Origin of the sequence: Cryobacterium sp. 10I1 (assembly GCF_035019805.1) — a bacterium.
Classification (GTDB): Bacteria; Actinomycetota; Actinomycetes; order Actinomycetales; family Microbacteriaceae; genus Cryobacterium; species Cryobacterium glucosi.
Window position 1 is genome coordinate 1 of the sequence record NZ_JASJVF010000033.1, and the last position, 22561, is coordinate 22561.

The 22561-nt window shown below is 67.3% G+C and carries 17 protein-coding genes and 2 pseudogenes; 10 read left to right on the plus strand and 9 right to left on the minus strand.

Annotated elements, in window-relative coordinates:
- Positions 1-234 (plus strand): annotated as a pseudogene (locus tag QN345_RS05220) (hypothetical protein); the annotation flags it as partial.
- Positions 235-254: 20 nt separating this feature from the next.
- Here the strand turns inward: QN345_RS05220 and QN345_RS05225 are convergent.
- The 3 genes from QN345_RS05225 to QN345_RS05235 form a co-directional block, all read right to left on the minus strand.
- The gene (locus tag QN345_RS05225) at positions 255-1031 is read right to left on the minus strand and encodes an SDR family NAD(P)-dependent oxidoreductase (protein ID WP_134446525.1); all 777 of its coding nucleotides are present in this window, start codon (positions 1029-1031) and stop codon (positions 255-257) included.
- Positions 1032-1103: 72 nt separating this feature from the next.
- A complete protein-coding gene (locus tag QN345_RS05230; protein WP_134446524.1) occupies positions 1104-3185 on the minus strand; it encodes a DNA gyrase/topoisomerase IV subunit B in 2082 nt (693 codons plus the stop codon).
- A 31-nt stretch (positions 3186-3216) separates the two neighbouring features.
- Positions 3217-4194, minus strand: a complete 978-nt coding sequence (locus QN345_RS05235; RefSeq protein ID WP_322189676.1) for a helix-turn-helix transcriptional regulator — start codon at positions 4192-4194, stop codon at positions 3217-3219.
- A gap of 291 nt (positions 4195-4485) precedes the next feature.
- Between QN345_RS05235 and QN345_RS05240 the strand changes: the two genes are divergently transcribed.
- From QN345_RS05240 to QN345_RS05265, 6 genes are all read left to right on the plus strand, one after another.
- Positions 4486-6174 (plus strand): MFS transporter, encoded by a 1689-nt coding sequence (locus QN345_RS05240; RefSeq protein WP_322135850.1) that lies wholly within the window; start codon positions 4486-4488, stop codon positions 6172-6174.
- A gap of 46 nt (positions 6175-6220) precedes the next feature.
- Positions 6221-7783: an SLC13 family permease gene (locus QN345_RS05245; RefSeq protein ID WP_134558413.1), complete on the plus strand. Its 1563-nt coding sequence runs from the start codon at positions 6221-6223 to the stop codon at positions 7781-7783.
- Positions 7784-7842: 59 nt separating this feature from the next.
- Positions 7843-8145: an SHOCT domain-containing protein gene (locus tag QN345_RS05250; RefSeq protein ID WP_134558414.1), complete on the plus strand. Its 303-nt coding sequence runs from the start codon at positions 7843-7845 to the stop codon at positions 8143-8145.
- Between the two features lie 7 nt (positions 8146-8152).
- Complete coding sequence (locus QN345_RS05255; RefSeq protein ID WP_322189675.1) at positions 8153-9742, plus strand: leucyl aminopeptidase; 1590 nt, start codon at positions 8153-8155, stop codon at positions 9740-9742.
- A gap of 9 nt (positions 9743-9751) precedes the next feature.
- Positions 9752-11206, plus strand: a complete 1455-nt coding sequence (cls, locus tag QN345_RS05260; protein ID WP_322135855.1) for a cardiolipin synthase — start codon at positions 9752-9754, stop codon at positions 11204-11206.
- Positions 11207-11326: 120 nt separating this feature from the next.
- Positions 11327-11560 carry a hypothetical protein gene (locus QN345_RS05265; protein WP_134446517.1) on the plus strand — a complete coding sequence of 78 codons (234 nt, stop codon included), beginning with the start codon at positions 11327-11329 and terminating at the stop codon, positions 11558-11560.
- A 78-nt stretch (positions 11561-11638) separates the two neighbouring features.
- Here QN345_RS05265 and QN345_RS05270 read toward each other — a convergent pair whose 3' ends face one another.
- The 5 genes from QN345_RS05270 to QN345_RS05290 form a co-directional block, all read right to left on the minus strand.
- Positions 11639-12367, minus strand: a complete 729-nt coding sequence (locus QN345_RS05270; protein WP_134558416.1) for a type 1 glutamine amidotransferase — start codon at positions 12365-12367, stop codon at positions 11639-11641.
- Between the two features lie 3 nt (positions 12368-12370).
- A complete protein-coding gene (locus QN345_RS05275; protein WP_322135858.1) occupies positions 12371-13633 on the minus strand; it encodes a MurT ligase domain-containing protein in 1263 nt (420 codons plus the stop codon).
- Between the two features lie 6 nt (positions 13634-13639).
- Positions 13640-15007: an RNA polymerase sigma factor gene (locus tag QN345_RS05280; RefSeq protein ID WP_134561085.1), complete on the minus strand. Its 1368-nt coding sequence runs from the start codon at positions 15005-15007 to the stop codon at positions 13640-13642.
- A gap of 246 nt (positions 15008-15253) precedes the next feature.
- The gene (locus QN345_RS05285; protein ID WP_322135861.1) at positions 15254-16585 is read right to left on the minus strand and encodes an MFS transporter; all 1332 of its coding nucleotides are present in this window, start codon (positions 16583-16585) and stop codon (positions 15254-15256) included.
- A 36-nt stretch (positions 16586-16621) separates the two neighbouring features.
- Positions 16622-17545 (minus strand): PAC2 family protein, encoded by a 924-nt coding sequence (locus tag QN345_RS05290; protein WP_322135862.1) that lies wholly within the window; start codon positions 17543-17545, stop codon positions 16622-16624.
- A 133-nt stretch (positions 17546-17678) separates the two neighbouring features.
- Here QN345_RS05290 and QN345_RS05295 point away from each other — a divergent pair, with 133 nt between their 5' ends.
- The 3 genes from QN345_RS05295 to QN345_RS05305 all read left to right on the plus strand — a co-directional run bounded on the left by QN345_RS05295 (position 17679) and on the right by QN345_RS05305 (position 22175).
- Complete coding sequence (locus QN345_RS05295; protein ID WP_322135863.1) at positions 17679-19166, plus strand: leucyl aminopeptidase; 1488 nt, start codon at positions 17679-17681, stop codon at positions 19164-19166.
- A gap of 140 nt (positions 19167-19306) precedes the next feature.
- Positions 19307-20680: a dihydrolipoyl dehydrogenase gene (lpdA, locus tag QN345_RS05300; protein ID WP_322135864.1), complete on the plus strand. Its 1374-nt coding sequence runs from the start codon at positions 19307-19309 to the stop codon at positions 20678-20680.
- A gap of 70 nt (positions 20681-20750) precedes the next feature.
- Positions 20751-22175 carry a 2-oxo acid dehydrogenase subunit E2 gene (locus tag QN345_RS05305; protein ID WP_322135865.1) on the plus strand — a complete coding sequence of 475 codons (1425 nt, stop codon included), beginning with the start codon at positions 20751-20753 and terminating at the stop codon, positions 22173-22175.
- Positions 22176-22248: 73 nt separating this feature from the next.
- Here QN345_RS05305 and QN345_RS05310 read toward each other — a convergent pair.
- Positions 22249-22561, minus strand: a pseudogene (locus QN345_RS05310) (hypothetical protein); the annotation flags it as partial.

Here is a 22561-nt window from a genome sequence, read left to right on the forward strand (position 1 = left end):
CAAGGCCGCGGGCAACTCCGGGCAACTCGACAACGGGTACAACCGCAACCAGAATCTTCCGGGCACGTCCGCCCCGGACACACCGAAACCGGCCTCGCCGACCACCCGATCTCAGGCGTCGCGCCGAACTTCCCTGCCGGTCTGCAGCCGGAGGCCGTGGCCGCGCGGATCGTCGGCGCCATCGCCGCCGGGGAGCGCGACCTGCCCAGTTCCGCGTTCGCCCCGCCCGCCTGACCTCCGCAGACCGGCGTTCGCTAGATTGTCGACCAGCCGCCGTCGGACATCAGGACGGCTCCATTGACGTTGGGCGAGTCCTCGCTCAGCAACCAGCAAATGGACGCGGCCAGCTCCTCCGGCTCCGCAGGGGCCGGAATGGTCGTCTGCATGATCGGTCCGAGACGCTCGGCGGCCCACGCGGACAGGAACGGAGCCTCGATGTTCGTCTTCACCGCGCCGGGCGCCACCGCATTGCAGCGCACCCCCTTCGGCCCGTAGAACAACGCCGTACTCTTGGTCAGTCCGATCACGGCGTGCTTGGACGCGCTGTACGTGGTGCCCGATGCTCCCGCGCGGATGCCTGCCTCGCTTGCGATGTTCACGATCCGCCCGAAACCGGCCGAGACCATGCCGGGCAGCACGGCACGCATCAGCCGCATCTGCGAGGTCACGTTCACCCGGAAGACCCGCTCCCACACCTCGTCGGTGATCTCCGCCGTCGGGAGGAACGAGTCCATGATCCCGGCATTGTTGACCAGCCCGTCGACCGTGGGTCCCGCGGCCAGCACGAGCGCGTCGACATCCGCTTGCAGGCTCACGTCGCCGGCCACGCCGACGAGCTCCCCGCTGCCGCTGCTCTGCTCCAGAGCCGCGAGACGCTCCGCCGAGATATCGGCGGCGATGACGCGGGCGCCCTCGCTGAGGAGCCGGAGCGCCGTCGCCCTCCCGATGCCGCTGCCCGCCCCGGTCACGATGACGGTCCGGCCCGTGAACCGTGCCTGCTGGAATCCTGCCTGGTCCGCCTGGGTGCTCATCTGGAATGCCCTCCGCCTTGTGCCGGCGCCAGTGCCGGCAGTGTGCGGCGACCATATCACCGTGAACAGGCATTACACGTCGATGCGGTCCCTGCTGAGCTTGTCCGAGCTTTCGATGATGAACTCCTTGCGCGGGGCGACGTCGTTGCCCATCAGGAGTTCGAAGACCTTGCCGGCCTGCTCGGCATCGGCGACCCGCACGCGGCGGAGCATCCGGTGCGAGCGCTCCATCGTCGTCGTCGCCAGCTGGTCCGCGTCCATCTCGCCGAGCCCCTTGTACCGCTGGATCGGGTCCTGGTACCGCTTTCCGCTTTTCTTCAGGGCCGCAAGCACGCTGTGCAGCTCGGGTTCCGAGTAGGTGTAGATGGTCTCATTGGGCTTCGAGCCCGGGTTCATCACGACCACTCTGTGCAGGGGCGGCACCGCGGCGAACACCCGCCCCTCTGTGATCATCGGGCGCATGTACCGGAAGAACAGGGTTAGCAGCAGGGTGCGGATGTGCGCCCCGTCGACATCCGCATCGCTCATGATGATGACCTTGCCGTAGCGCGCCGCCGAGAGATCGAAGCTGCGGCCGGAGCCGGCGCCGATGACCTGGATGATCGAGGCGCACTCGAGGTTGGAGAGCATGTCGGCGACGGATGCCTTCTGCACGTTCAGGATCTTGCCGCGGATGGGCAGCAGGGCCTGGTGCTCGCTGTCGCGCGCGAGCTTGGCGGTGCCGAGCGCCGAGTCGCCTTCGACGATGAACAGTTCGCTGTTCAGCACGTCGTTGCTGCGGCAGTCGACGAGCTTCGCGGGCAGGGAGGAGCTTTCGAGGGCGTTCTTGCGCCGCTGCGTCTCCTTGTGGGCACGGGCGGAAATGCGCGACTTCATCTCCGCGACGATCTTGTCGAGCAGCACGGCCGCCTGCGTCTTGTCGTCGCGCCGGGTGGACACGAAGCGTTCGTTCATCGCCTGGGCGACGACGTTCGCGACGATCGCGCGCACGGCGGGCGTTCCGAGGACCTCCTTGGTCTGTCCCTCGAACTGCGGCTCGGGCAGACGCACGGTGAGCACGGCGGTGAGCCCCGCCATCACGTCGTCCTTCTCGAGCTTGTCAGAACCCATCTTGAGCCTGCGCGCGTTGAGTTCGACCTGGGCCCTGAGGAACTTGATCAGCCCGGCGTCGAATCCGGCCTGGTGGGTGCCGCCCTTGGGCGTCGCGATGATATTCACGAAACTGCGGACGATCGTGTCGTAGCCGGTCCCCCAGCGCAGCGCGATATCGACGGCGCAGTCCCTGACGAGCTCGGTCGGGACCATGGCACCCGTCGGCATCAGCACAGGAACGGTTTCGGTGAACGTGCCGTGGCCGGTGAGGCGCCAGGTGTCCGTGATCGCGGCATCCGTCGAGAGGTGCTCGACGAACTCGGAGATGCCACCCTCGAACCGGAATACCTCGACAACGGGCTCATCGCCACGGCGGTCGTCGATCGACAAGGCGAGCCCGGGAACGAGGAACGCCGTCTGCCTGGCCCGTTCGAGCAGTTCCTCGGTCTGGAACGTCGCGCCCTTGGTGAAGATCTGCCGATCCGCCCAATAGCGGATACGGGTTCCCGTGACGCCTCGACGGACCTTGCCGACCACACGGAGTTCGCTCTGGTGTTCGAAGGGGGTGAAGGGGGCGTCCGGACTCTTCTCCCCGGTGTCGGCGAACAGTCCGGGTTCACCGCGGTGGAAGGACATCGCCCAGGTCTTGCCGTCCCTGTCGACCTCGACGTCGAGGCGCTCCGACAGGGCATTCACGACGGATGCGCCGACTCCGTGCAGTCCACCCGACGCCGCATACGAACCGCCGCCGAACTTGCCGCCGGCGTGCAATTTGGTGAAGACGACCTCGACGCCGGTCAGTCCGGTCTTCGGTTCGATGTCAACGGGGATACCGCGGGCGGTGTCGCTGACCTCGACGCTCGCGTCCGGGTGCAGCACGATGTCGATTCCGGCACCGAATCCGCCGAGCGCCTCGTCGACGGAGTTGTCGATGATCTCCCAGAGGCAGTGCATCAACCCCCGGGAGTCGGTCGAGCCGATGTACATGCCGGGGCGCTTGCGCACGGCCTCGAGGCCTTCGAGGACCGAGAGGTGGCGGGCGGAATAGTCAGAAGAACTCACCGTCCCAAGAATACTGGCCGAGGACCGGGGATTACGCACGTCCGGACGCTCGTGTCTCCGGCAGGGCGATGCCGCCGATGCGGTACTGGGAGGGCAGGACGCCATACCGTGCGCGGAACCCGGCGCGGAGCTCGAAAGCGGACGTGTATCCGGAACGCGTTGCGATGTCGGCGATTGTCAGCCCCGCCGTGCGCGGTGCGAGCAGCAGCTGGGCGGCAGACTCCGCGCGACACCGGCTGATCTCCGCGGCGACAGTACTGCCCCCGCCCTCGAACGCGCGCTGCAGGTGCCGCAGGGAGATCCCCAGCTGGGCGGCAACGACAGCAGGACTGAGATCGCGGTTCCGGTGCCTGGCCTCGATGTGGGCGACGGCGCGCATGCGCAGGCCCGCCCGGAGGTCAGCGCTGTCCATGGCATAACCGTCGCCCTCCAGAAAAATGCCGACCACGAGGTCCTCGATCGTCCTCTCTGTGACAGACACTCCGATGGCCGTCGGCGTCCAGGCCGCTTCGACCACCGCGAGCGCCAGGACCCGCAGGGGCGCGGCGAGAGACGCCGAGCGTTCGAGGCGCAGGCGTTCACCCTCGAGCTGGATCCCCCTCGCTATCAGGCGGGCCTGGGGAAGCTGGATGCCGAGTCCGCGCGTGACCTCCGTCGTCTGGACGGACGACGCGACCCCCGCCGGCATCACGTATGCGCTGATCGGGCTGAACCGTTGGGGCGGGTGCTGACCGAGTCCGATCGTCATGCTGCCATTGAGCATGAAACCGACGTGCAGGACCCCCGCGGTGGAATCGGTGCCCCCTGTGTAGCGGAAGGCCGACTGGGTGGCGAGCGTCACCGTCGTGCTGCCGATCACTTTCCTGATCGCCGAAAAATGAAACACGTCAGAGGCCGGAACCTCGAGGCGCTGCGCGAGGAAGCCGACAGCGTCGTCGGGAAGCGGAACCGGGATGCCGGACTGAACGGTGAGATGCCGCACCGCGTCGCTGGACACCGGCACCCACATCTGAAACCCCTCACTTCTGCTGCGCGATCTCCGCGCGGCCCGCTGCGACGCAGACCTGCGATCCATTCCAGAACCGCAGGCTATCGCCCCCCAAACGGGAACACAATGCAACGCGGAAGAACTCCGGGTTGTCGCCTGACAGCTCCGGACCCGGCACGGCGTTCTTGCGCCAGCACAAGCGCAGTCCTGCGCCAACTCTGCTGGACGCCGGATCAGTGGCCCTAGTCTGACAAGAATTCGCCGGACAGACCCAGACAGAACCAGTCGGAAACCCAGATGGGAGCGTGAAGGATGTCCTCAGAGACCGTCGTACCCGGGGGTGCCACCCGCCCTGCCGTTGCAGCGTCGTGGTTGCCGTTGGTCGTGGTCGTGCTCACGCAGATTCAGGCGTCGTTCGCGGTGAATGCGTTGACGGTGTCGATGCAGGGCATCACGACGGATCTGAACACTCCAGCGACGAGTGTGGGGACGGCGATCACCGCGGGCACGTTCGCGATGGCGGCGTTCATCCTGCTCGGTGCCAAGCTGGGTGCGAAGTTCGGGTCCCGCCGGGTGTTCCAGATCGCAGTCGTCATCCATGGACTCGCGATGGCGGCCGTTGCCGTGAGTGTGAGTCCGACGATGCTGTTCATCGCGCAAGCCGCGTCCGGTGCGGTGATCGCGTTGATCGCGCCGGCGCTCGTGGTGTTCATCGCGGCGAACTATTCCGGTGAGCAGCAGGCCCGCTCAATCGGGTTCCTCGCGGCGGCCATCCCCGCGGCCGGGGTGCTCGCGCTCCTCATCGCGGGTACCTTCGCGTCCACGATCGGCTGGCGGTATTCCTTCGCCCTGATCGTGGCGCTCGCGGCAGTGAACCTGCTGCTGAGTTTCCGGTTGAAGGTCGTGCCGCCCCAGCCCGCCGTCGTGATCGACTGGGTCGGCGCCGTCCTCGCTGCGGGGTCCATCATCCTGCTGAGCTTCGGGTTCAGCGGCCTGAATTCCTGGGGCGTGGTCCTGGCCACGCCCAGCGCGCCTTTCACGGTCCTGGGGGTCTCCCCTGCGCCGGTCCTGATCCTCCTCGGGGCGATCGGCGGGCAGGCGTTCTTCGTGTGGTTGCGCCGGAGGAAGGCCGCGCACCTGCCGCAGATCTTCGACCTCGAGGTGCTGAAGTCCGGATCCGAGAAGGCGACGACCTTCGCGATGGCGGCGATGCTGTTCGTGGGAACCGCGGCGAACTTCCTGATCCCGCTCTACATCCAGATCGTGCAGGGCCGGTCGAGCTTCCAGACCTCGATCTCGATCATCCCGTACACCCTCTCGATCTTCATCGCCAGCTCCGTCGTGGCCACCCTGTACAAGCGGTACCCGCCGCACCAGATCGCCCGGGTGGGGTTCGTCGTCGTCGCCCTCGGGCTGGTGATCCTCGCCTTCACGATCCGGAACGAATGGGAACAGTTCGCCGTCGTCATCGGCCTCATCATCCTCGGCCTCGGCCAGGGGGCGATTGTGGCGCTCGTGTTCAACACCCTGCTCTCCGCGGCCCCGAAACGCCTCGCCGGAGACGTAGGCGCCTGGCGCGGCCTCGTCCACAACATCTCGGGGAGCGTCGGCATCGCCGTCGCGAGCGTCTTCGCCGTCGGAATCCTCAGCGCGATCGTGGCGTCGAGTGTCGCGAGCAGCCAGGCCCTGCCGCCGGAACTGGTCGCGCAAGTGCCCCTCGACAGTGTGAACTTCGTCACCAACGACCACCTCGAGTCGGTCCTGAGCCAGACATCCGCCACCCCGGAGCAGGTTGCAGAGGCCGTTGCCATCAACGAGGACGCGCGGCTCCGTGCCCTGCAGATCTCGCTGCTCGGCCTCGCCGGCATCGCACTCCTCGCGATCATCCCGGCCGGGCGGATGCCGGACTACATTCCCGGGGACATCCCCGCGGCGCTCTCGAGCGGCAAGGAACCGGACGACGACGAGGACGGCCTGGAACGGCCGGCCTCCCGGTCATGAGCAGGCCACGCGGCGACGCCGTTCACCGGCATCCTGGGGCGCAGCCGTGAACGACATCTCGATCACCCTGCTCGTGCTTCTCGCCGCGATCGTGCTCTTCGTCTGGAACGCGGTTCCCGTGGAGATCGTCGCCATCGGCGTCGCGCTGTCGCTTTTCCTGACCGGTGTGATTTCTTTCGAGCAGACCCTGGCGGGGTTCGGCGACCCGGTCATCGTCTTCATCGCCGCCCTGTTCGTCGTCAGCGAAGCACTCGACGCGACCGGGGTGACCACCTGGGCCGGCCAGCAGCTCACCAAACGCACCGGAACGAACCGGCGCATCATCGTGACGTTCGTGATGCTGCTCGTTGCGGTCGTCACCGCCCTGATCAGCGTCAACGGCGCCGTCGCGTCCCTGCTCCCGATGGTCGTCGTGCTCGCGATCCGGATTCGGCAGCCTCCTTCCCAGATGCTGATGCCACTCGCCTTCGGCGCACATGCCGGGTCCCTTCTCGTCCTGACCGGAACCCCGGTCAATGTGCTCGTCTCCGAGCTCGCGGTCAGCACGGGCCATGCACCGTTCGGATTCTTCGAATTCGGCCTCGTCGGCCTCCCGCTCGTCGTCGGGACCATCCTGATCACCGTATTCCTCGGCCCGAGGCTCCTGCCCAACCGAACCGCCCAGGTCGCGCCCAAGGATCTCAGCGACCACGCGCGTACCCTCGCAGCCCAGTACTCTCTCGCGGACGCGGGAAGCCTGCTGGGCCGGAAGAACGGTGTCACAGAGGTCGTCATCGCACCACGCTCGTCCTTCGTGGGTGAAAGCGTCTTCACGGGAATGGTGACGGACAGTGGGGAACTCGTCGTCATCGCGATCCAGCGGAGCGGGGAGGACCTGACGGATGCCGTCCTCGCCGCTGGAGACGTGCTGCTGCTGCGCGGCCCGTGGCAGGCGCTCGACCGGAACACCGCAGACCCCAACGTCGTCGTCGTCGACGCACCCCAGCTGATTCGTCGCCAGGCCGTGCCGATGGGCCCGCGCGCAACGACCGCCCTCGTGATCCTCGCCGGCATGGTCGTCCTGCTTGCCACCGGGATCGTGCCTGCGGCGGTTGCAGCCCTGACCGCTGCGGCGGCGATGGTCCTCCTGCGCGTGCTCACGGTCTCCCAGGCGCACCGCTCGATCTCCTGGACGACCCTCATCCTCGTCGGCGGGATGATTCCGCTGTCGACCGCCATCCAGGTCTCCGGCGCTGCCGACGTCATCGCGAACGGGCTCGTCGCCGCAGTGGGCACCTCGAGCCCCTATCTGCTGCTCTTCGGTATCGCCGTCGTCACGAGCGTGCTCGGGCAGCTGATCAGCAACATGGCCACAGCACTCATCCTTGGTCCGATCGCCATCGCGATCGCAACCGAAACGGGGATCTCACCGCTCCCCCTGCTGATGGGCGTCACGGTCGCAGCGGCAGCATCGTTCCTCACCCCGGTCGCGACCCCGGCGAACACCATGGTGATGGGGCCTGGAGCGTACCGCTTCGGCGACTACTGGAAGCTCGGGCTGCCCCTCCTGCTGCTCTTCGTCGCCGTTGCCACCTTCCTGGTTCCAGTCTTCTGGCCTTTCCACCCCTGACCTGACCCGACCACAACACCACGAACACCACCCCGGCTAAACCACTCGAGAGGAACACCATGGCATTCGGACGACGTTCACGCGGACTCGCGGCAAGTGCGGCACGCACTGCCGTCATCGTCGGAACAGCAACCGCGACGAGCAATGCCGTTCACGGCTCCGCCGCACGCAAGCAGGCGGCCGCTGCTGCAGCCGCCCCGGCCGTCGCTGCGCCCATCGCTGCGACGGCGCCTGTCGCCGTCCCGCCAGCGGCACCCCAGGAGGACATCATCAGCAAGATCGAGCGCCTCGCTGCGCTGCACACTGCCGGCGCCCTCACCGATGCGGAATTCGCCCTGCTCAAGGCCCAGGCGATCGCGTAGACCGCGCATGTCCCTCGGCACATACAAACTCATCCCGGAATCGTTCACCCGGACGCCATCCCAGACTCCGGCCTCCGCTGTCGGAATCCTCGTCGTCTCCGAGGTGCCGGTCGGTCTTGACGCCGTCGGATTCCTCATCGGCCCGGATGGCCCCCTTCCCCTGACGCTGGGTGCCGAACGGGCCACCCTCGTCTCTGCCGGCTTCACCGGCAGCATCGGGCAGACCCTGCTTCTCCCCCAACCGAACGGTCCGATCTTCATCGTCGTCGGTGCCGGACCCGCGGATGCCCAGGATGCGGATCTCCTGCGCGACGTCGCGGCCACCTTCGCGCGGGCGGCCCAGCGCTATCCCCGGATCGCACTCGCGATCGGCGACACCTTCCCCCTCGACGCTGCGACCGTCGGCCAGGCGGTCGTCGAAGGGGTCCTGCTCGCCCGCTACCGATACGTCGAGCTGCAGCCTTCCTCCGACCATTGCGCGCTCGTCACCCTCGACATCGTCCTCGACACCCCGAGTACCGGCTCCGGGGTCGCGGATCAGGCTCGCGTGGGGGTCCGTGTCGGCGAGATCACCGCACGCGCCACAAATCTCGCCCGGGACCTGGCCAACACTCCGCCGAGTCACCTCACCGCCACCGATCTCGGCACCATCGCGATCGGCCTCGGCCTCGAACACGGGCTGGCCGTCGATGTCTTCGACAAGCAGCAGATCATCGAGCTGGGCTGTGGCGGTCTCCTCGGCGTGAATGCCGGAAGCGTCGAAGAGCCACGGATCATCAAGGTGACGTACTCTCCCCCGCCAACGGTCGGTGCGGCGCCAACGGACGGTGAGGCGCCTCCCGCCCACCTCGCGCTGGTCGGCAAGGGCATCATGTACGACTCCGGCGGGATCTCGCTGAAGCCCTCCGACCCGATGCACCTGCTGATGAAGATGGACATGGCCGGCGCCGCCGCCGTCCTGGCCATGATGACGGCACTCCGCGCCCTGGACTGCGCGTCCGCGGTGACCGCCTTCCTGATGTGCACGGACAACATGCCGGGCGGCTCCGCCATGAAGCTCGGCGACGTCCTCACCATCCGAGGCGGAACCACCGTCGAGATCAAGAACACCGACGCGGAAGGCCGCCTCGTCATGTCCGATGCCCTGGTCCTGGCCGGCGAGGAGAATCCGGACGCGATCATCGACGTCGCTACGCTCACCGGGGCCGCGCTGATGGCCCTGGGCACGCACACGGCCGCCGTCTTCGGAAACAACCAGGCCCTCGTCGACCGCGCCATCGCCGCGTCTCGCGCTACGGCGGAGTCGATCTGGCAACTGCCGCTCGAACACCGCTACCGACCCCAGTTGAAGTCCGACGTCGCCGACCTGTCGAACATGGGCGGCAAGTACGCCGGGGCGACGGCCGCCGCCCTGTTCCTCGCCGAGTTCGTCAAGGACGTGCCCTGGGCTCACCTCGACATCGCGGGTACCATGCAGTCGGAAACAGACGAGCTGTGGAATACCAAGGGGGCGACGGGGTTCGGCACCCGGCTGCTGATCGACCTCGCACTGAACTTCACGGCGGACAGCATCGCGCCGACCCGGAACACCCGCTGAGGCACCCGGATGCAGGATCTCGAAACCGTCGCTCTCGTCCTGATCATGGTGCACGTGATCGTCGGCTTCACGGCCACCGTGCTCGTGTCGGCGAACCGGTCGCCCGCGAGCGCGATCGCCTGGGTACTCACGATCGTCTTCATCCCCTACCTCGGAGCCGTCGCGTTCCTGCTCGTGGGGTTCGGACGGCTCCCCGCCCCTCGGCGGGACAAGCAACGCGAGGTCAACGAACTCATCCTGTCCCGGACGGAAGGGTTCCACCAGGTCAGCCACCGCGAACAGTGGCCGCAGTGGCTGCCGTCCGCGGTCCAGCTCAATGTCAACCTCGGTGCGCTGCCCATGGTCGGCGGCAACCGAGCCGCCTTGCTTCCGGACTACGAAGGATCCCTTGCTGCCATGACGGCGGCCGTCGACACCGCGACGGAGTACGTGCACGTCCAGTTCTACATCCTCGTGCTCGACAGCGTCACGGAGCCGTTCTTCGACGCGCTGCGCCGGGCGATCGCGCGGGGTGTCACCGTCCGGGTGCTCTCAGACCATCTCTCCGGGTTCCTCCTGCCCCGGCGGGCCGAGACACTCGCCGCCCTGTCGGACATGGGCGCCGAATGGCACGCCATGCTCCCGCTCCGGCCGTTGCGCGGGCACTGGCAACGACCCGACCTGCGCAACCACCGCAAACTCGTCGTCGTCGACGGTCGGATCGGGTTCACCGGTTCGCAGAACCTGATCGACCCGACCTACCTGAAGAAGAAGAATCTCGCGAGAGGCCTGCGCTGGCACGAGCTCATGGTGCGGCTCGACGGGCCGGTCGTCCGGGAGCTCGACGCCGTCTTCGTCACCGACTGGTACAGCGAGACAGATGCCCTGCTCCCGCTCGACACGACCCCGCTGCTGCTCGAGCCCCGGGTGGAGCGCCTGGACGCGCAAGTCGTCCCGAGCGGGCCGAGTTTCGAGAACGACAACAACCTGAAGCTCTACGCCCTGCTGATCCACAAGGCCGAACGCCGGGTGAGTATCACGAGCCCGTATTTCGTGCCGGAGGAGTCCACGCTCCTCGCGATCATCACCGCGGCGTCGCGCGGACTCGACGTCGAGCTGTTCGTCTCCGCTGTCGGAGACCAGGCCCTCGTCTACCACGCCCAGCGGTCGTACTACGAGGCATTGCTGCGCGCAGGCGTCTCCATCTACCTGTACCGAGCCCCGACGGTGCTGCATGCCAAGCACTTCACGATCGATGATGACATCGCCGTGATCGGATCGAGCAACATGGACATCCGCTCATTCCGTCTCAACATGGAGATTTCGGTGCTCGTCCACGGACGGGACTTCACAACCGGCATGCGGCTCGTCGAAGACGGCTACCGGGCCAACAGCGTCAGGCTCGAACTAGCCGACTGGCTCGCACGGCCGGTCACCCAGAAAATCGGTGACAGCCTGGCGCGACTCACCTCCTCACTGCAGTGAGCAATCCGCTACGCGGTAAGCGAAATGTAACCGAATCGACTCCTTATCGAGGCTCGGCCGTGTTTGTATAGGACCAAGTTCAATTGGTATCGCTTGGTATCAGTCTGGAGGAGGAAAAAAATGTCCCAGATCGCAGCACATGGTGCCATCGAAAACCAGAGCGCCACGCACCAGCTCACGGCCGCCGACAGGTGTGACGCGTGTGGCGCGCAGGCGTACATTCGCGTCAGCGTCAACAACAGCGAACTGATGTTCTGCGCCCACCACGGTCGCAAGCACCAGGAAAAACTCTCCGCCATCGCGGACAGCTGGCACGACGAGTCCAGCAGGCTCCTCGAAGACCAGCGTTCGTAACGCGACAGGCAGTACGACCGGAAACGGCGTCGACGCGACTGAGGTCGCGGCGGCGCCGTTTTCTTGTCCGCTGTGCCTCTAGGAGTCCGCGTCGAGGCTGAGGGTGGAGACCACGACGGCCGTCGCGGCCTCCGCGATCGCATCGGCGGCAGCTGCGCGCTCCGAACGCACATAGACGCCGCCTGCCCGCGTGACCGCTGCGGAGAGGATATGGTCCGCCAGACCCGGATTGCGGGCGAGGACCGGACCGTGCAGGTGCGTGCCGAGGAAGCTCCCCATTCGGAGACCCTCCGTCTTCGCCCCGTTGCCCACGCCGCTGAGCACCCGGCCGAGAACGGATGCCTCCGCTCCGACGTAGCTGCGGGCGTGGTTCTCGAAGCCCACGAGCCGGCCGAACGCTGATTCGACGACAAGGTCGCCCGTCGCACGCTCCGCGAGCGGGACAGCACGCCCCGCGACGAGACCGAGACCTTCGACGACGCTGCCGTCCGCGAGTTCGACTCCCCAGCTCAGGAGTTCCCAGCCGGTTCCGACCGCGAGCACGGGAACGCCCGCCGTTGTCCACGCGCGCAGAGCATTGACCAGGGGGGCCAGGAGATCGCGCGTCGCCAGGAGGTCGGAGTCGTTTCCGGAACCGATCACGATCGCGTCGACCTTGCTCGGGAGTTCCTCGAGCGACCTGACCGGCACGATGGTCGCGTCGAAGCCGGCCCAGCGGGCGCGCTGTGCGAGCACGCGTGCGTTGGCGGCGTCCCCGTTGGTGTCGAGGAGTTCGGGAAGCACGGACAGTATCGTGAGTGCGCGCATGGCTCAACCCTCCCGGTTCGAGGCGAGGCCGAGGTGTGCGCGGGTGCGCCGCATCGAATCCGCCGAGAAGATGATGGTCTTGATGCCGTGCTCCGGATCCGGCAGGGCCAGGAAGTCGTCGAGTGCCCGGCCGAGGTCTGGCTCGATCCGGTCGACGACAACCCCGTCGTATGCGAGCTGCAGTGCAATGTCGTGGGCCTTCGATCCAGACACGATCAGCACCCGGCCGAGGCCGGAGGTGTCGACCGGCCAGAAGTATGACGGATCGCGGACATCGGACCCGATAGCGACCAGGACCTGGTCGAGGCCGGGTTCGAGGCTGTCGACGTTGAGCTGGAAGCTCGCCGGGTTCTGCACGAGCACGAACTCGACGCGGCGGCCGCGGACGGTGACGATCTCGCCCCTGCCGAAGACGGGCGGGATCGCGGATACGGCGGCGCAGGCCGTTGCCGCGTCGAAGCGGTCCCCGAGAGCGGCCCGGGCGGCCGCGATCGCGGTGAGTGCGTCCACGGCGTAGTGCACGCCGCGCGCAGGCAAGCCGAGGTCGAAGGACCGGCCGTCGAGCAGGACCGAAGCCGAGCGACCGGAGACGCGCGTGAGCAGGATGCCGCCGACCGGCGGCATCCGCTCGGACGCGGTCACGCTGTAGCCGAGACCGCGCGGGTTCTCCGCGAGGATCTCCGCCGTCACACCGTAGCGGGCCACGGCGGCCGGGCCGTCGAGGTGGTCGACGAGGCCGAGGAGGGACGCGTCGTCTGCGTTGATGACGACGGTCCCGCTCGCACGGTTCGCGATCCTGGCCAGCATGGCCACGACCATGTCGGAGTCGTGGAAACGGTCGATCTGGTCGACCATGACGTTCGTCAGTGCCACGACCCGGGGGTTGAGCGTCGCCGAGATGAGGGCGCCGTGCCCCTCATCCATTTCGAGCACGGCCATGTCACCGTGGATCCGACCGGTGAGGCTGACCTCCTCGAGCAGGGCGGAGGTGAGTCCCTGGCTGATGTTGGCGGTCGACTGGTTCGTGAACACCGTGACGCCGTGCGCACGGAGGGCCGCGACGAGCATCTTGGTGGTCGTGGACTTGCCGCTCGAGCCGGACACGATCACGAGACCGTCTGGAAAGCCGTTCAGAACGCTCGCGAGGAACCCCGGAGCGATCTTGTTGACGACGAGGCCGGGAACCGCGGATCCCCCGCCCGGCTTTCGCCAGCGCGCGAGGACCCGCACAGTTCGGCCGACCAGGATTGCCGGTGCATAGCGCACGGGATTCTATTCGAGGTAGTCGCGTAGTGACTGCGACCGCGACGGGTGACGCAGCTTGGCCATCGTCTTGGATTCGATCTGGCGGATGCGCTCGCGGGTCACTCCGAAGGTGTCACCGATCTGGTCGAGCGTCTTGGGCATGCCGTCGCCGAGGCCGAAGCGCATCCGGATCACGCCGGCTTCGCGCTCGGAGAGCGAGTCGAGCAGGCTCTCGAGCTGCTTCTGCAGCATGGTGAATCCGACGGCGTCCGCGGGGACGACGGCCTCGGTGTCCTCGATGAGGTCACCGAATTCGCTGTCGCCGTCTTCGCCGAGCGGGGTGTGCAGGGAGATCGGTTCGCGGCCGTACTTCTGCACCTCGACGACCTTTTCCGGGGTCATGTCGAGTTCGCGGCTCAGTTCTTCCGGCGTGGGTTCGCGACCGAGGTCCTGGAGCATCTGGCGCTGCACGCGGGCGAGCTTGTTGATGACCTCGACCATGTGCACGGGAATGCGGATGGTACGGGCCTGGTCGGCCATGGCGCGTGTGATCGCCTGGCGGATCCACCACGTGGCGTATGTGGAGAACTTGAAGCCCTTGGTGTAGTCGAACTTCTCGACGGCGCGGATCAGTCCAAGGTTGCCTTCCTGGATCAGGTCGAGGAACTGCATTCCACGGCCCGTGTAGCGCTTGGCGAGCGAGACGACGAGGCGCAGGTTCGCACCCAGAAGGTGGCTCTTGGCGCGCGCGCCGTCCTTGGCGACCCAGAGGAGTTCGCGCCCGAGCGCACTCTTCTTTTCCGCGTCGGTCATCTGGGACATCTTGTCCTCTGCGAACAGCCCGGCCTCGATGCGCATGGCGAGCTCGACCTCTTCGGCCGCGTTCAACAGGGCGACCTTGCCGATCTGCTTCAGGTAGTCCTTGACGGGGTCTGCCGTTGCGCCGGTGATGGCGCTCGAGTAGACGGGGACCTCGTCCTCGTCGTCGACGAGGGACAGGACGAGCGCGCCGCTCGGGAGGGGCTCCGTCGGCGTCTTCTTGCCGTGGTCGTCGTCGTTGTGGTCGTCTTCGACCTCATCGTGACCGTTCAGGTCGTCGTGGTCGTCCGCGCCGGCCTTGGACTTCGCGCCGGCCCGCTTGCGCGGCGTGCGGTGCTCGTCATCGTCGTCGTCATCGTCGTCGTTGCCTGAACCGGCAGCAGCGACGGCGGCGGCATCGGATGCAGCTGCCGCTGCGGCTGCCTTCGCGACGGCGGCCTTGGTGGGGGCGCGCTTGATGGCGGGGGCCTTCGCCGCTGCCTTGCGGGCCGGGGCCTTGGCGGGGGCCTTCTTCGCGGCATCCGTCTCGGCAACGGTGGTCTCTTCGGTTGGCTCGGTCTTTGTGCGGGTTGCCATTCGAACACCTCTCATGCCGTCGGGTGTGCACCGGCGGCGCTGCCCGCAGGTGCGGTGAACCGGGGGAAACGGTCCGTGCGCCAAGCCGGGCAGATATGGATTTTGGGCAGTACTAGGACCCATGTCAAGTCCCGGGCTGCGCACCATCAACTGGTAACGGTGCACCCAGGACCAGAACGGGCCCTATTGACAATTATTGCATGCTTTGTGTATATAACGAGCCAGTTCACGGCCTCTCGAACACGCTCAGCGCGAACGCGGACGCCGCCAGGCCCGCGCCACGGCGATCCAGAGGGGCGCCACCTCGACGCCCTCGTCGCGGGACAACAGGAATCGGGTGCGGCGCCGGGCGCGGAGCAGGAACACGACGCCGATCCCGACGACCAGGAACTGCACGAGGAAGGCGACCCGGAAGGATTCCAGGGAGTACAGGTTGCTCGGCGCTCCCCCGGCGACTCGCCAGCCATTCTGAAGGTCGAGCAGGACCCCGATCAGGTACACCATCACGAAACTCGCCGTGAAGCCGCCGACGTTCACGACGCCGTTGGCCGAGCCGTGGCTGCGTTTCGGATTGAAGCTGCGAGCGAAGTCGAACCCGATCAGGGAGCCAGGGCCGCCGATTCCGAGGGTGACGAGGAGTAGGATGATGAGCCAGAACGGTGGCGTTCCCGGCCAGGCGAGGACGACGGTCCAGGCCGCCGCCATCAGGATGACAACGGCGAGCACGATGTTGCTGCGGCGCTGGGGGTAGCGTGCGGTGAGGATGCCCAGGATGGGGCCGAAAACCATGCCGGCCGCGACGAGCACCATCAGCATCGAGGCGGCAAGAGCGGGGTCGTAGCCGAGGCCGTAGACCATGAAGGGGAAACCCCAGAGCATGCTGAAAACGGTTCCTGGCGACTGCGTCACGTAGTGCGACCAGAATCCGAGCTGCGTTCCCGGCCTGCGGAAGCTCTTCTTGAGCAGCACGAGCGCCTCCCGCAGGCTCGTCGGCCGAGCCTCGTCCGTCGATCCCACCGGCCGGTCCTCGATCACGACGATCACGACGACGAGCGCGACGACGGCGACGGATGCCGCGGACAGGAACGCGGGCGTCCAGCCGAAGGTGTGCAGCACCCAGGCGAGCGGAACGGCGGAGAGGACCTGGCCGAGCTGGCCGATGTTGCCGAGCCACTGCGAAAGCTGGGGCACAAGGGGGCCGTCGAACCAGGATCCGATCAGGCGGATCATGGAGATGAAGATGGCGGCGTCTCCCGCACCGACGAGCATCCGACCGGCGACGGCGGCGGTGATGTCGGTGGAAAACGCGAGGGTGACCTGTCCGCCGATCATCAGCGTTGTCCCGACGATCACGAGGATCCGGGGTCCGAACCGGTCGATGAGCACCCCGACAGGCACCTGCGCCGCTGCGTAGACCACGAGCTGCACGACGGCGAGGCTGGAGAGCAGCGCGGCGGTGCCGCCGAAGCGCTCAGACGCCGCGACTCCGGCGACGCCGAGCGACGTGCGCTGCAGGACTGCCGATAGGTACGCGAACGACCCGATGGAGAAGATGAGCCAGGAGCGACGGGAGTTCATTGCTCCCAATCTATCCGGTCCGGGCCGTTCCTCGGCTCAGGCGCCCGTGCCGTCGTCGCGGCTGCGGCGGGTCGCGAGGAAGTTCTCGAGTTCTGCTGCGATCTCGTCGGCGCTGGGAAGCTCGCCATCTTCATCGGTCAGGGGCGACCGCACGCTGCTGCCCTCCATGTAGGTGTCGTAGCGTTCCTCGAGGGTGCCAACGAGCTTCGCGAGCTCCGGGTTCTCGCGCACCTGTTCGTCGATCCGATTGATGAAATCGCGATTCTGCTCGCGGAGCTGGTCCGTCGGGAAGATCAGGCCGGTTGCCGCGCTCGTGCTCTCGAGGGCGGACAGCGCTGCAGCCGGGAATTCGGTGTCTGCGAGGTAGTGCGGGACGAGCAGCACGAACCCGACGACCGCGGCGCCGCTCTCGTGCAGGCGCAACTCCACGAGGTGCAGGACATTGGACGGAACCTGGGTGTGCGGACGCCAGACGGACATGCCCTCGATCAGGTCTGAGCGGGTGCCGCTCACGGTGACGCCGATCGGGCGGGTATGCGGAACCGGCATCGGGATCGAGTGCACCCACGTCGTCGCTGCGACGCGGAAACGCTTGCCGATCTCGAGGACGGCGGCGGTGAACTGCTCCCAGCGGAAGTCCGGTTCGAAACCGCACAGCAGCAGGAACGGCTGGCCGATCTCGTCGTGCGCGAGGTAGAGCCGAAGCACCGGCGGCTGGTAGCCGGTGAGGTGGTCGCGATCGAAGTAGATGATCGGCCGCCTGGCCCGGTAGTCGAGGAGGACATCCGCGTCGAAGGACGCGATCAGCGTGTGGGTGAGGTTTCCGAGCAGGTATTCGGTGAACTGCGCCACCGCTCCCCCGGCGTCTGCGAACCCGGTCAGGCCCGCGACGAGGTTCAGGCCCTCGGGCACGGATGCCGATTCAGCCGTCAGCTCGTAGATGTCACCAGGATCGCGCATGCCGTTAACACTAGGCCGCGTCCTCGCGGCCGGGTGGGAATCCGCGGGTCCCCGCATAGTGCCGTAAGCGAACAGGCCACGCAGGCATCACCGGCCGAACGGGCCGCACAGGGGCGGCCAGTAGCATCGAAGGATGACCGCTCCCGTTCTCTCCGTGTCCGCACAACCCGCCATCGAATCAACCGCCGACGTCCTGATCGTGGGCGCGCTCCAGTCCGCAGACTCCGCGGTGCTCTTCGCCGACCCGGCGTTCACGGCCCTGTCCACCGTCCTCGCCGACCTCGGCGTCACGGGCGCACGGGACCAGGTGGTCCGCATTCCGGCATCCGTCGGCGGCGCGCGCACGATCGCAATCGTCGGACTCGGCAAGGACGCCGGTGTCGACGCCCTGCGCGCGGCCGCCGGTTCCGCCGTCCGCCAGCTGACCGGCGTCGAGAGCGTCGCCTTCGCGTTCCCGCTCGCGAGCACCGCCGAGCTCACCGCCGTCGTAGAGGGCGCCGCGCTCGGAGCCTATTCGTACACGGAGTACCGCCAGGCGTCCCTCGCCGGCACCCGGCTTCCCGCCGGCCGCGTCACCGTGCACAGTGCGCTCGACGGAACGGACGCCGTCGCCCACGCCCTCGTCGTGTCGGAGGCCGTCGCCCTCGTCAAGGACCTCGTGAACATGCCGGCGTCCGATCTGTACCCCGAGGCACTCGCCGACCGCGCAGTCGCCGCCGCCGCAGACCTGCCCGTCACGGTCAGGGTCTGGGACGAGGCCGAACTCGCCGCCGACGGTTTCGGCGGCATCGCCGGCGTCGGCCAGGGTTCCACCCGTCCGCCGCGCCTGGTCAAGGTCAGCTACGCGCCCGAAACCGCGAGCCGTCACATCGCCCTCGTCGGCAAGGGCATCACCTTTGACACCGGCGGACTCTCCCTCAAGCCGGCCGGCTCCATGGTCGGCATGAAATACGACATGACCGGCGCTGCAACGGTGCTCGCTGTCGTGCTCGCCGCGGCCCGCCTCTCCCTCGACGTGCGCATCACTGCGTGGCTCTGCATCGCGGAGAACATGCCGTCCGGCAATGCGATCCGCCCGAACGACGTCCTTCGCATCCGCGGCGGCCGCACGGTCGAGGTGCTCAACACGGATGCCGAGGGTCGTCTCGTCCTCGCCGACGGGCTTGTCGCAGCGGGTGAGGAAGAACCCGACGCGATCATCGATGTCGCCACCCTGACGGGAGCCGCCATCGTCGCCCTCGGCAACCGCTACTACGGCGTCATGGGTGAAGACGCCCTCGTCGCCCGCGTGCTCGCCGCCGGTGCCGGTGTCGGTGAACAGCTGTGGGCGATGCCGCTCCCCGACGAGCTCCGCGCCACGCTGAACTCCGACGTCGCCGACATAGCGAACGCCAAGATGGGCTCGAGTGCCGGCGGAATGCTCCTCGCCGCCGTCTTCCTGCGCGAGTTCATCGGGACCCGCGGGACCGGGGACGATGCCGCGACCATCCCCTGGGCGCACCTCGACATCGCCGGACCTGCGCACAACACCGGAGGCGGCTGGGGCTTCACGAACGCGGGTCCCACCGGCGTTTCGGTGCGCGCTTTGCTGCGTCTGGCCGAGGACTTTTCGCGCCCGTAGTACAGTCGAGGTGGCATGGGGAAGAAAGCGCCCGGCTCACGGGTGTCATCGATTCCCGTCCCGCAGACTTTTTGTGCTTTTCCGCTTGTGAGTACGCGCTTGTGTCCAGCGCCCGTATGTGAATAAAAGGGAGTCCCTGAGTGTCGGAACAGAATTTTGACCTTGTCGTTCTCGGTGGAGGAAGCGGTGGCTACGCAGCAGCGTTGCGCGCCGTCCAGCTCGGCCTGACCGTCGGCCTGATCGAGAAGGGAAAACTCGGCGGCACCTGCCTGCACGTCGGGTGTATCCCGACGAAGGCCCTGCTGCACTCGGCCGAGGTGGCCGATGTCAGCAGGGAAGCCGCGAAGTACGGCGTGAAGACCCAGTTCGAGGGCATCGACATGGCGACCGTCACGGCCTTCCGTGAGGGAATCGTCGCATCCAAGTACAAGGGCCTCCAGGGCCTGATCAAGGCACGCGGCATCACCGTCATCCAGGGCGAAGGCCGCCTCGTGGCGCCGAACACCGTCCAGGTCGGCGACGACCGCATCGTCGGCAAGAACGTCGTCCTCGCCACCGGCTCGTACTCGCGATCCCTCCCGGGCCTCGAGATCGGCGGCCGCGTCATATCGAGTGAGCAGGCCCTCGAGTTGAACTTCGTCCCGAACAAGGTCGCCGTGCTCGGCGGCGGCGTCATCGGAGTCGAATTCGCGAGCGTCTGGAAGTCCTTCGGTGCAGACGTCACCATCATCGAGGCGCTGCCGCACCTCGTCCCGAACGAAGAGGAATCGGTCTCCAAGCAGCTTGAGCGCGCCTTCCGCAAGCGCGGGATCGAGTACTCGCTCGGCATCCGTTTCCAGAGCGTGACCCAGCACGAGAACGGCGTTGTCGTCACCCTCGAGAACGGCTCGACCGTCGAGGCCGAGATCCTGCTCGTCGCCGTCGGACGCGGACCGGTCACGGCCGGACTCGGCTTCGACGAGGTCGGCGTGGCGATGGATCGCGGCTTCGTCCTCACGGACGAACGCCTCGCGACGAACATCCCCGGCGTCTACGCCGTCGGCGACATCGTTCCCGGCCTGCAGCTCGCGCACCGCGGCTTCCAGCAGGGCATCTTCGTCGCCGAGGAGATCGCCGGCCTCAACCCGATCATCGTCGAAGACCTGAACATCCCGAAGGTCACATACTGCGACCCCGAGATCGCGTCCGTCGGCTACTCCGAGGCGAAGGCCTCCGAGAAGTTCGGCGCAGACCAGGTTTCGTCCTACGAGTACAACCTCGGCGGCAACGGCAAGAGCTCGATCCTCGGCACGAGCGGTTCGATCAAGGTCGTCCGGGTCAACGACGGCCCGATCGTCGGCATCCACATGATCGGCGCGCGCGTCGGCGAGCTCATCGGCGAAGGCCAGCTCGTCGTGAACTGGGAGGCGTACCCGGAGGACATCGCCCCGTTCCTGCACGCGCACCCGACCCAGAACGAAGCGCTCGGCGAGGCATTCCTGGCCCTGGCCGGGAAGCCCCTCCACGCGATGTAGCCGTTTCCCGGCTACCGACCGTCTATAAGCTAAGTACAGATCACATAATGGTTTTGAAGGAGACAAACGCATGAGCGAATCCGTTAGCCTTCCGGCACTCGGTGAGAGTGTCACAGAGGGTACGGTTACCCGCTGGCTGAAGAACGTGGGCGACCGCGTCGAGGTCGACGAGCCCCTGTTGGAAGTATCGACCGACAAGGTGGACACGGAGATCCCGTCCCCCGTTGCCGGCATCATCGAAGCGATCCTGGTTCAGGAGGACGAAACCGTCGAGGTGGGTACCGCCCTGGTCCTGATCGGTGACGGTTCGGCCGCCGCCGCTCCCGCACCGGTCGCAGCTCCCGTGGTCGAGGCCCCGGTCGCGGCTCCCGTGGTCGAGGCGCCTGCAGCCACCGCTCCCGTCGCAGCCCCGGTCTACGCACCCGCCCCGGTCGCAGCACCCGTCGCACCGCCCGTCGCCCAGCCGGTCTACGCCCCGGTCCCCGTCGCAGCACCGGCACCGGTCTTTGCGCCGGTTCCCGTTGCGGCTCCGGCAGCGGTCGCAGCGCCTGCGCCCGTCGCGGCACCCGTCGTGGCAGAGCCCGCCGTCTCCCGTGGCTCCCACGCAGGCACCTCCGGCTACGTGACCCCGATCGTCCGCAAGCTCGCGAACGAGGCCGGCGTCGACCTGTCCAGCGTCACCGGAACCGGTGTCGGCGGACGTATCCGCAAGCAGGACATCACGGCAGCCATCCCGGCCGCCGGCGCCGCGGCATCCGCCCCGGCATTCGAGGTCTCGCCGCTGCGCGGCACCTCCAAGCCGATGTCCCGGCTCCGCAAGGTCGTCGCCGAGCGCGCCGTCATCTCGATGCAGTCGTCGGCCCAGCTGACGACCGTCGTCGAGGTCGACGTCACGCGCGTCGCGATCTTCCGCGACAAGGTCAAGGCATCCTTCTTCGAGAAGACCGGCAACAAGCTGTCCTTCCTGCCGTTCTTCGCCCTTGCCGCCGCAGAAGCACTCCAGGCGAACCCGATCATCAACGCCACGATCGACGGCGACACGATCGTGTACCCGGCTCAGGAGAACATCAGCATCGCCGTAGACACCGAGCGCGGTCTGCTCACCCCGGTCGTGCGTAACGCCGCGGAACTCGACCTGGCCGGATTCGCGGCCCAGATCGCCGACCTCGCCCAGCGCACGCGGGACAACAAGCTCAAGCCCGACGAGCTGTCCGGTGGCACCTTCACGCTGACCAACACCGGTTCGCGCGGGGCACTGTTCGACACCCCCGTCGTGTTCCTGCCGCAGAGCGCGATCCTCGGAACGGGCGTCGTCTACAAGAAGCCGCTCGTCGTGTCGAGCGGTGGCCTCGACGCCATCGCGATCCGCTCCTCGGTCTACCTGGCGTTGTCCTACGACCACCGCATCATCGATGGCGCGGATGCCTCACGCTTCCTCGTCACGATGAAGCAGCGTCTCGAGGCGGGCGACTTCGAAGCCAACCTCGGCATCTGAGTCGGCCAGTCGGCATGTCCGGCTAGCCGGCACGTTCTGCTAGCCGGCACGTTCTGCTAGCCGGCACGTTCTGCTAGCCGGCACCGAAGAACTCGCGTAATCGCCAACCGGCCTCGCCCTTGACCACAAGGACGGAGGCCGGTTTGTCGTTTCCGGGTGCCGCTCCGCCGACGGACAGGGCCACGAGCGCGAGATTCCCGATCCGGTTGACGACCGTCGGTAGGGAACCGTCGACGGTCGGGGCGCTGCTGTCGTGTGGATATCCCGTCGCGCTGCCCGTCGCACCGTCCGACGCGTGCCCGATCAGGGCGCTGGCCCCTGCCAGTGCCGGAGAGTCCGGTTGGGACACTTCCGCAAGGCACTCCCGATCCGCCGTGACGAGACAC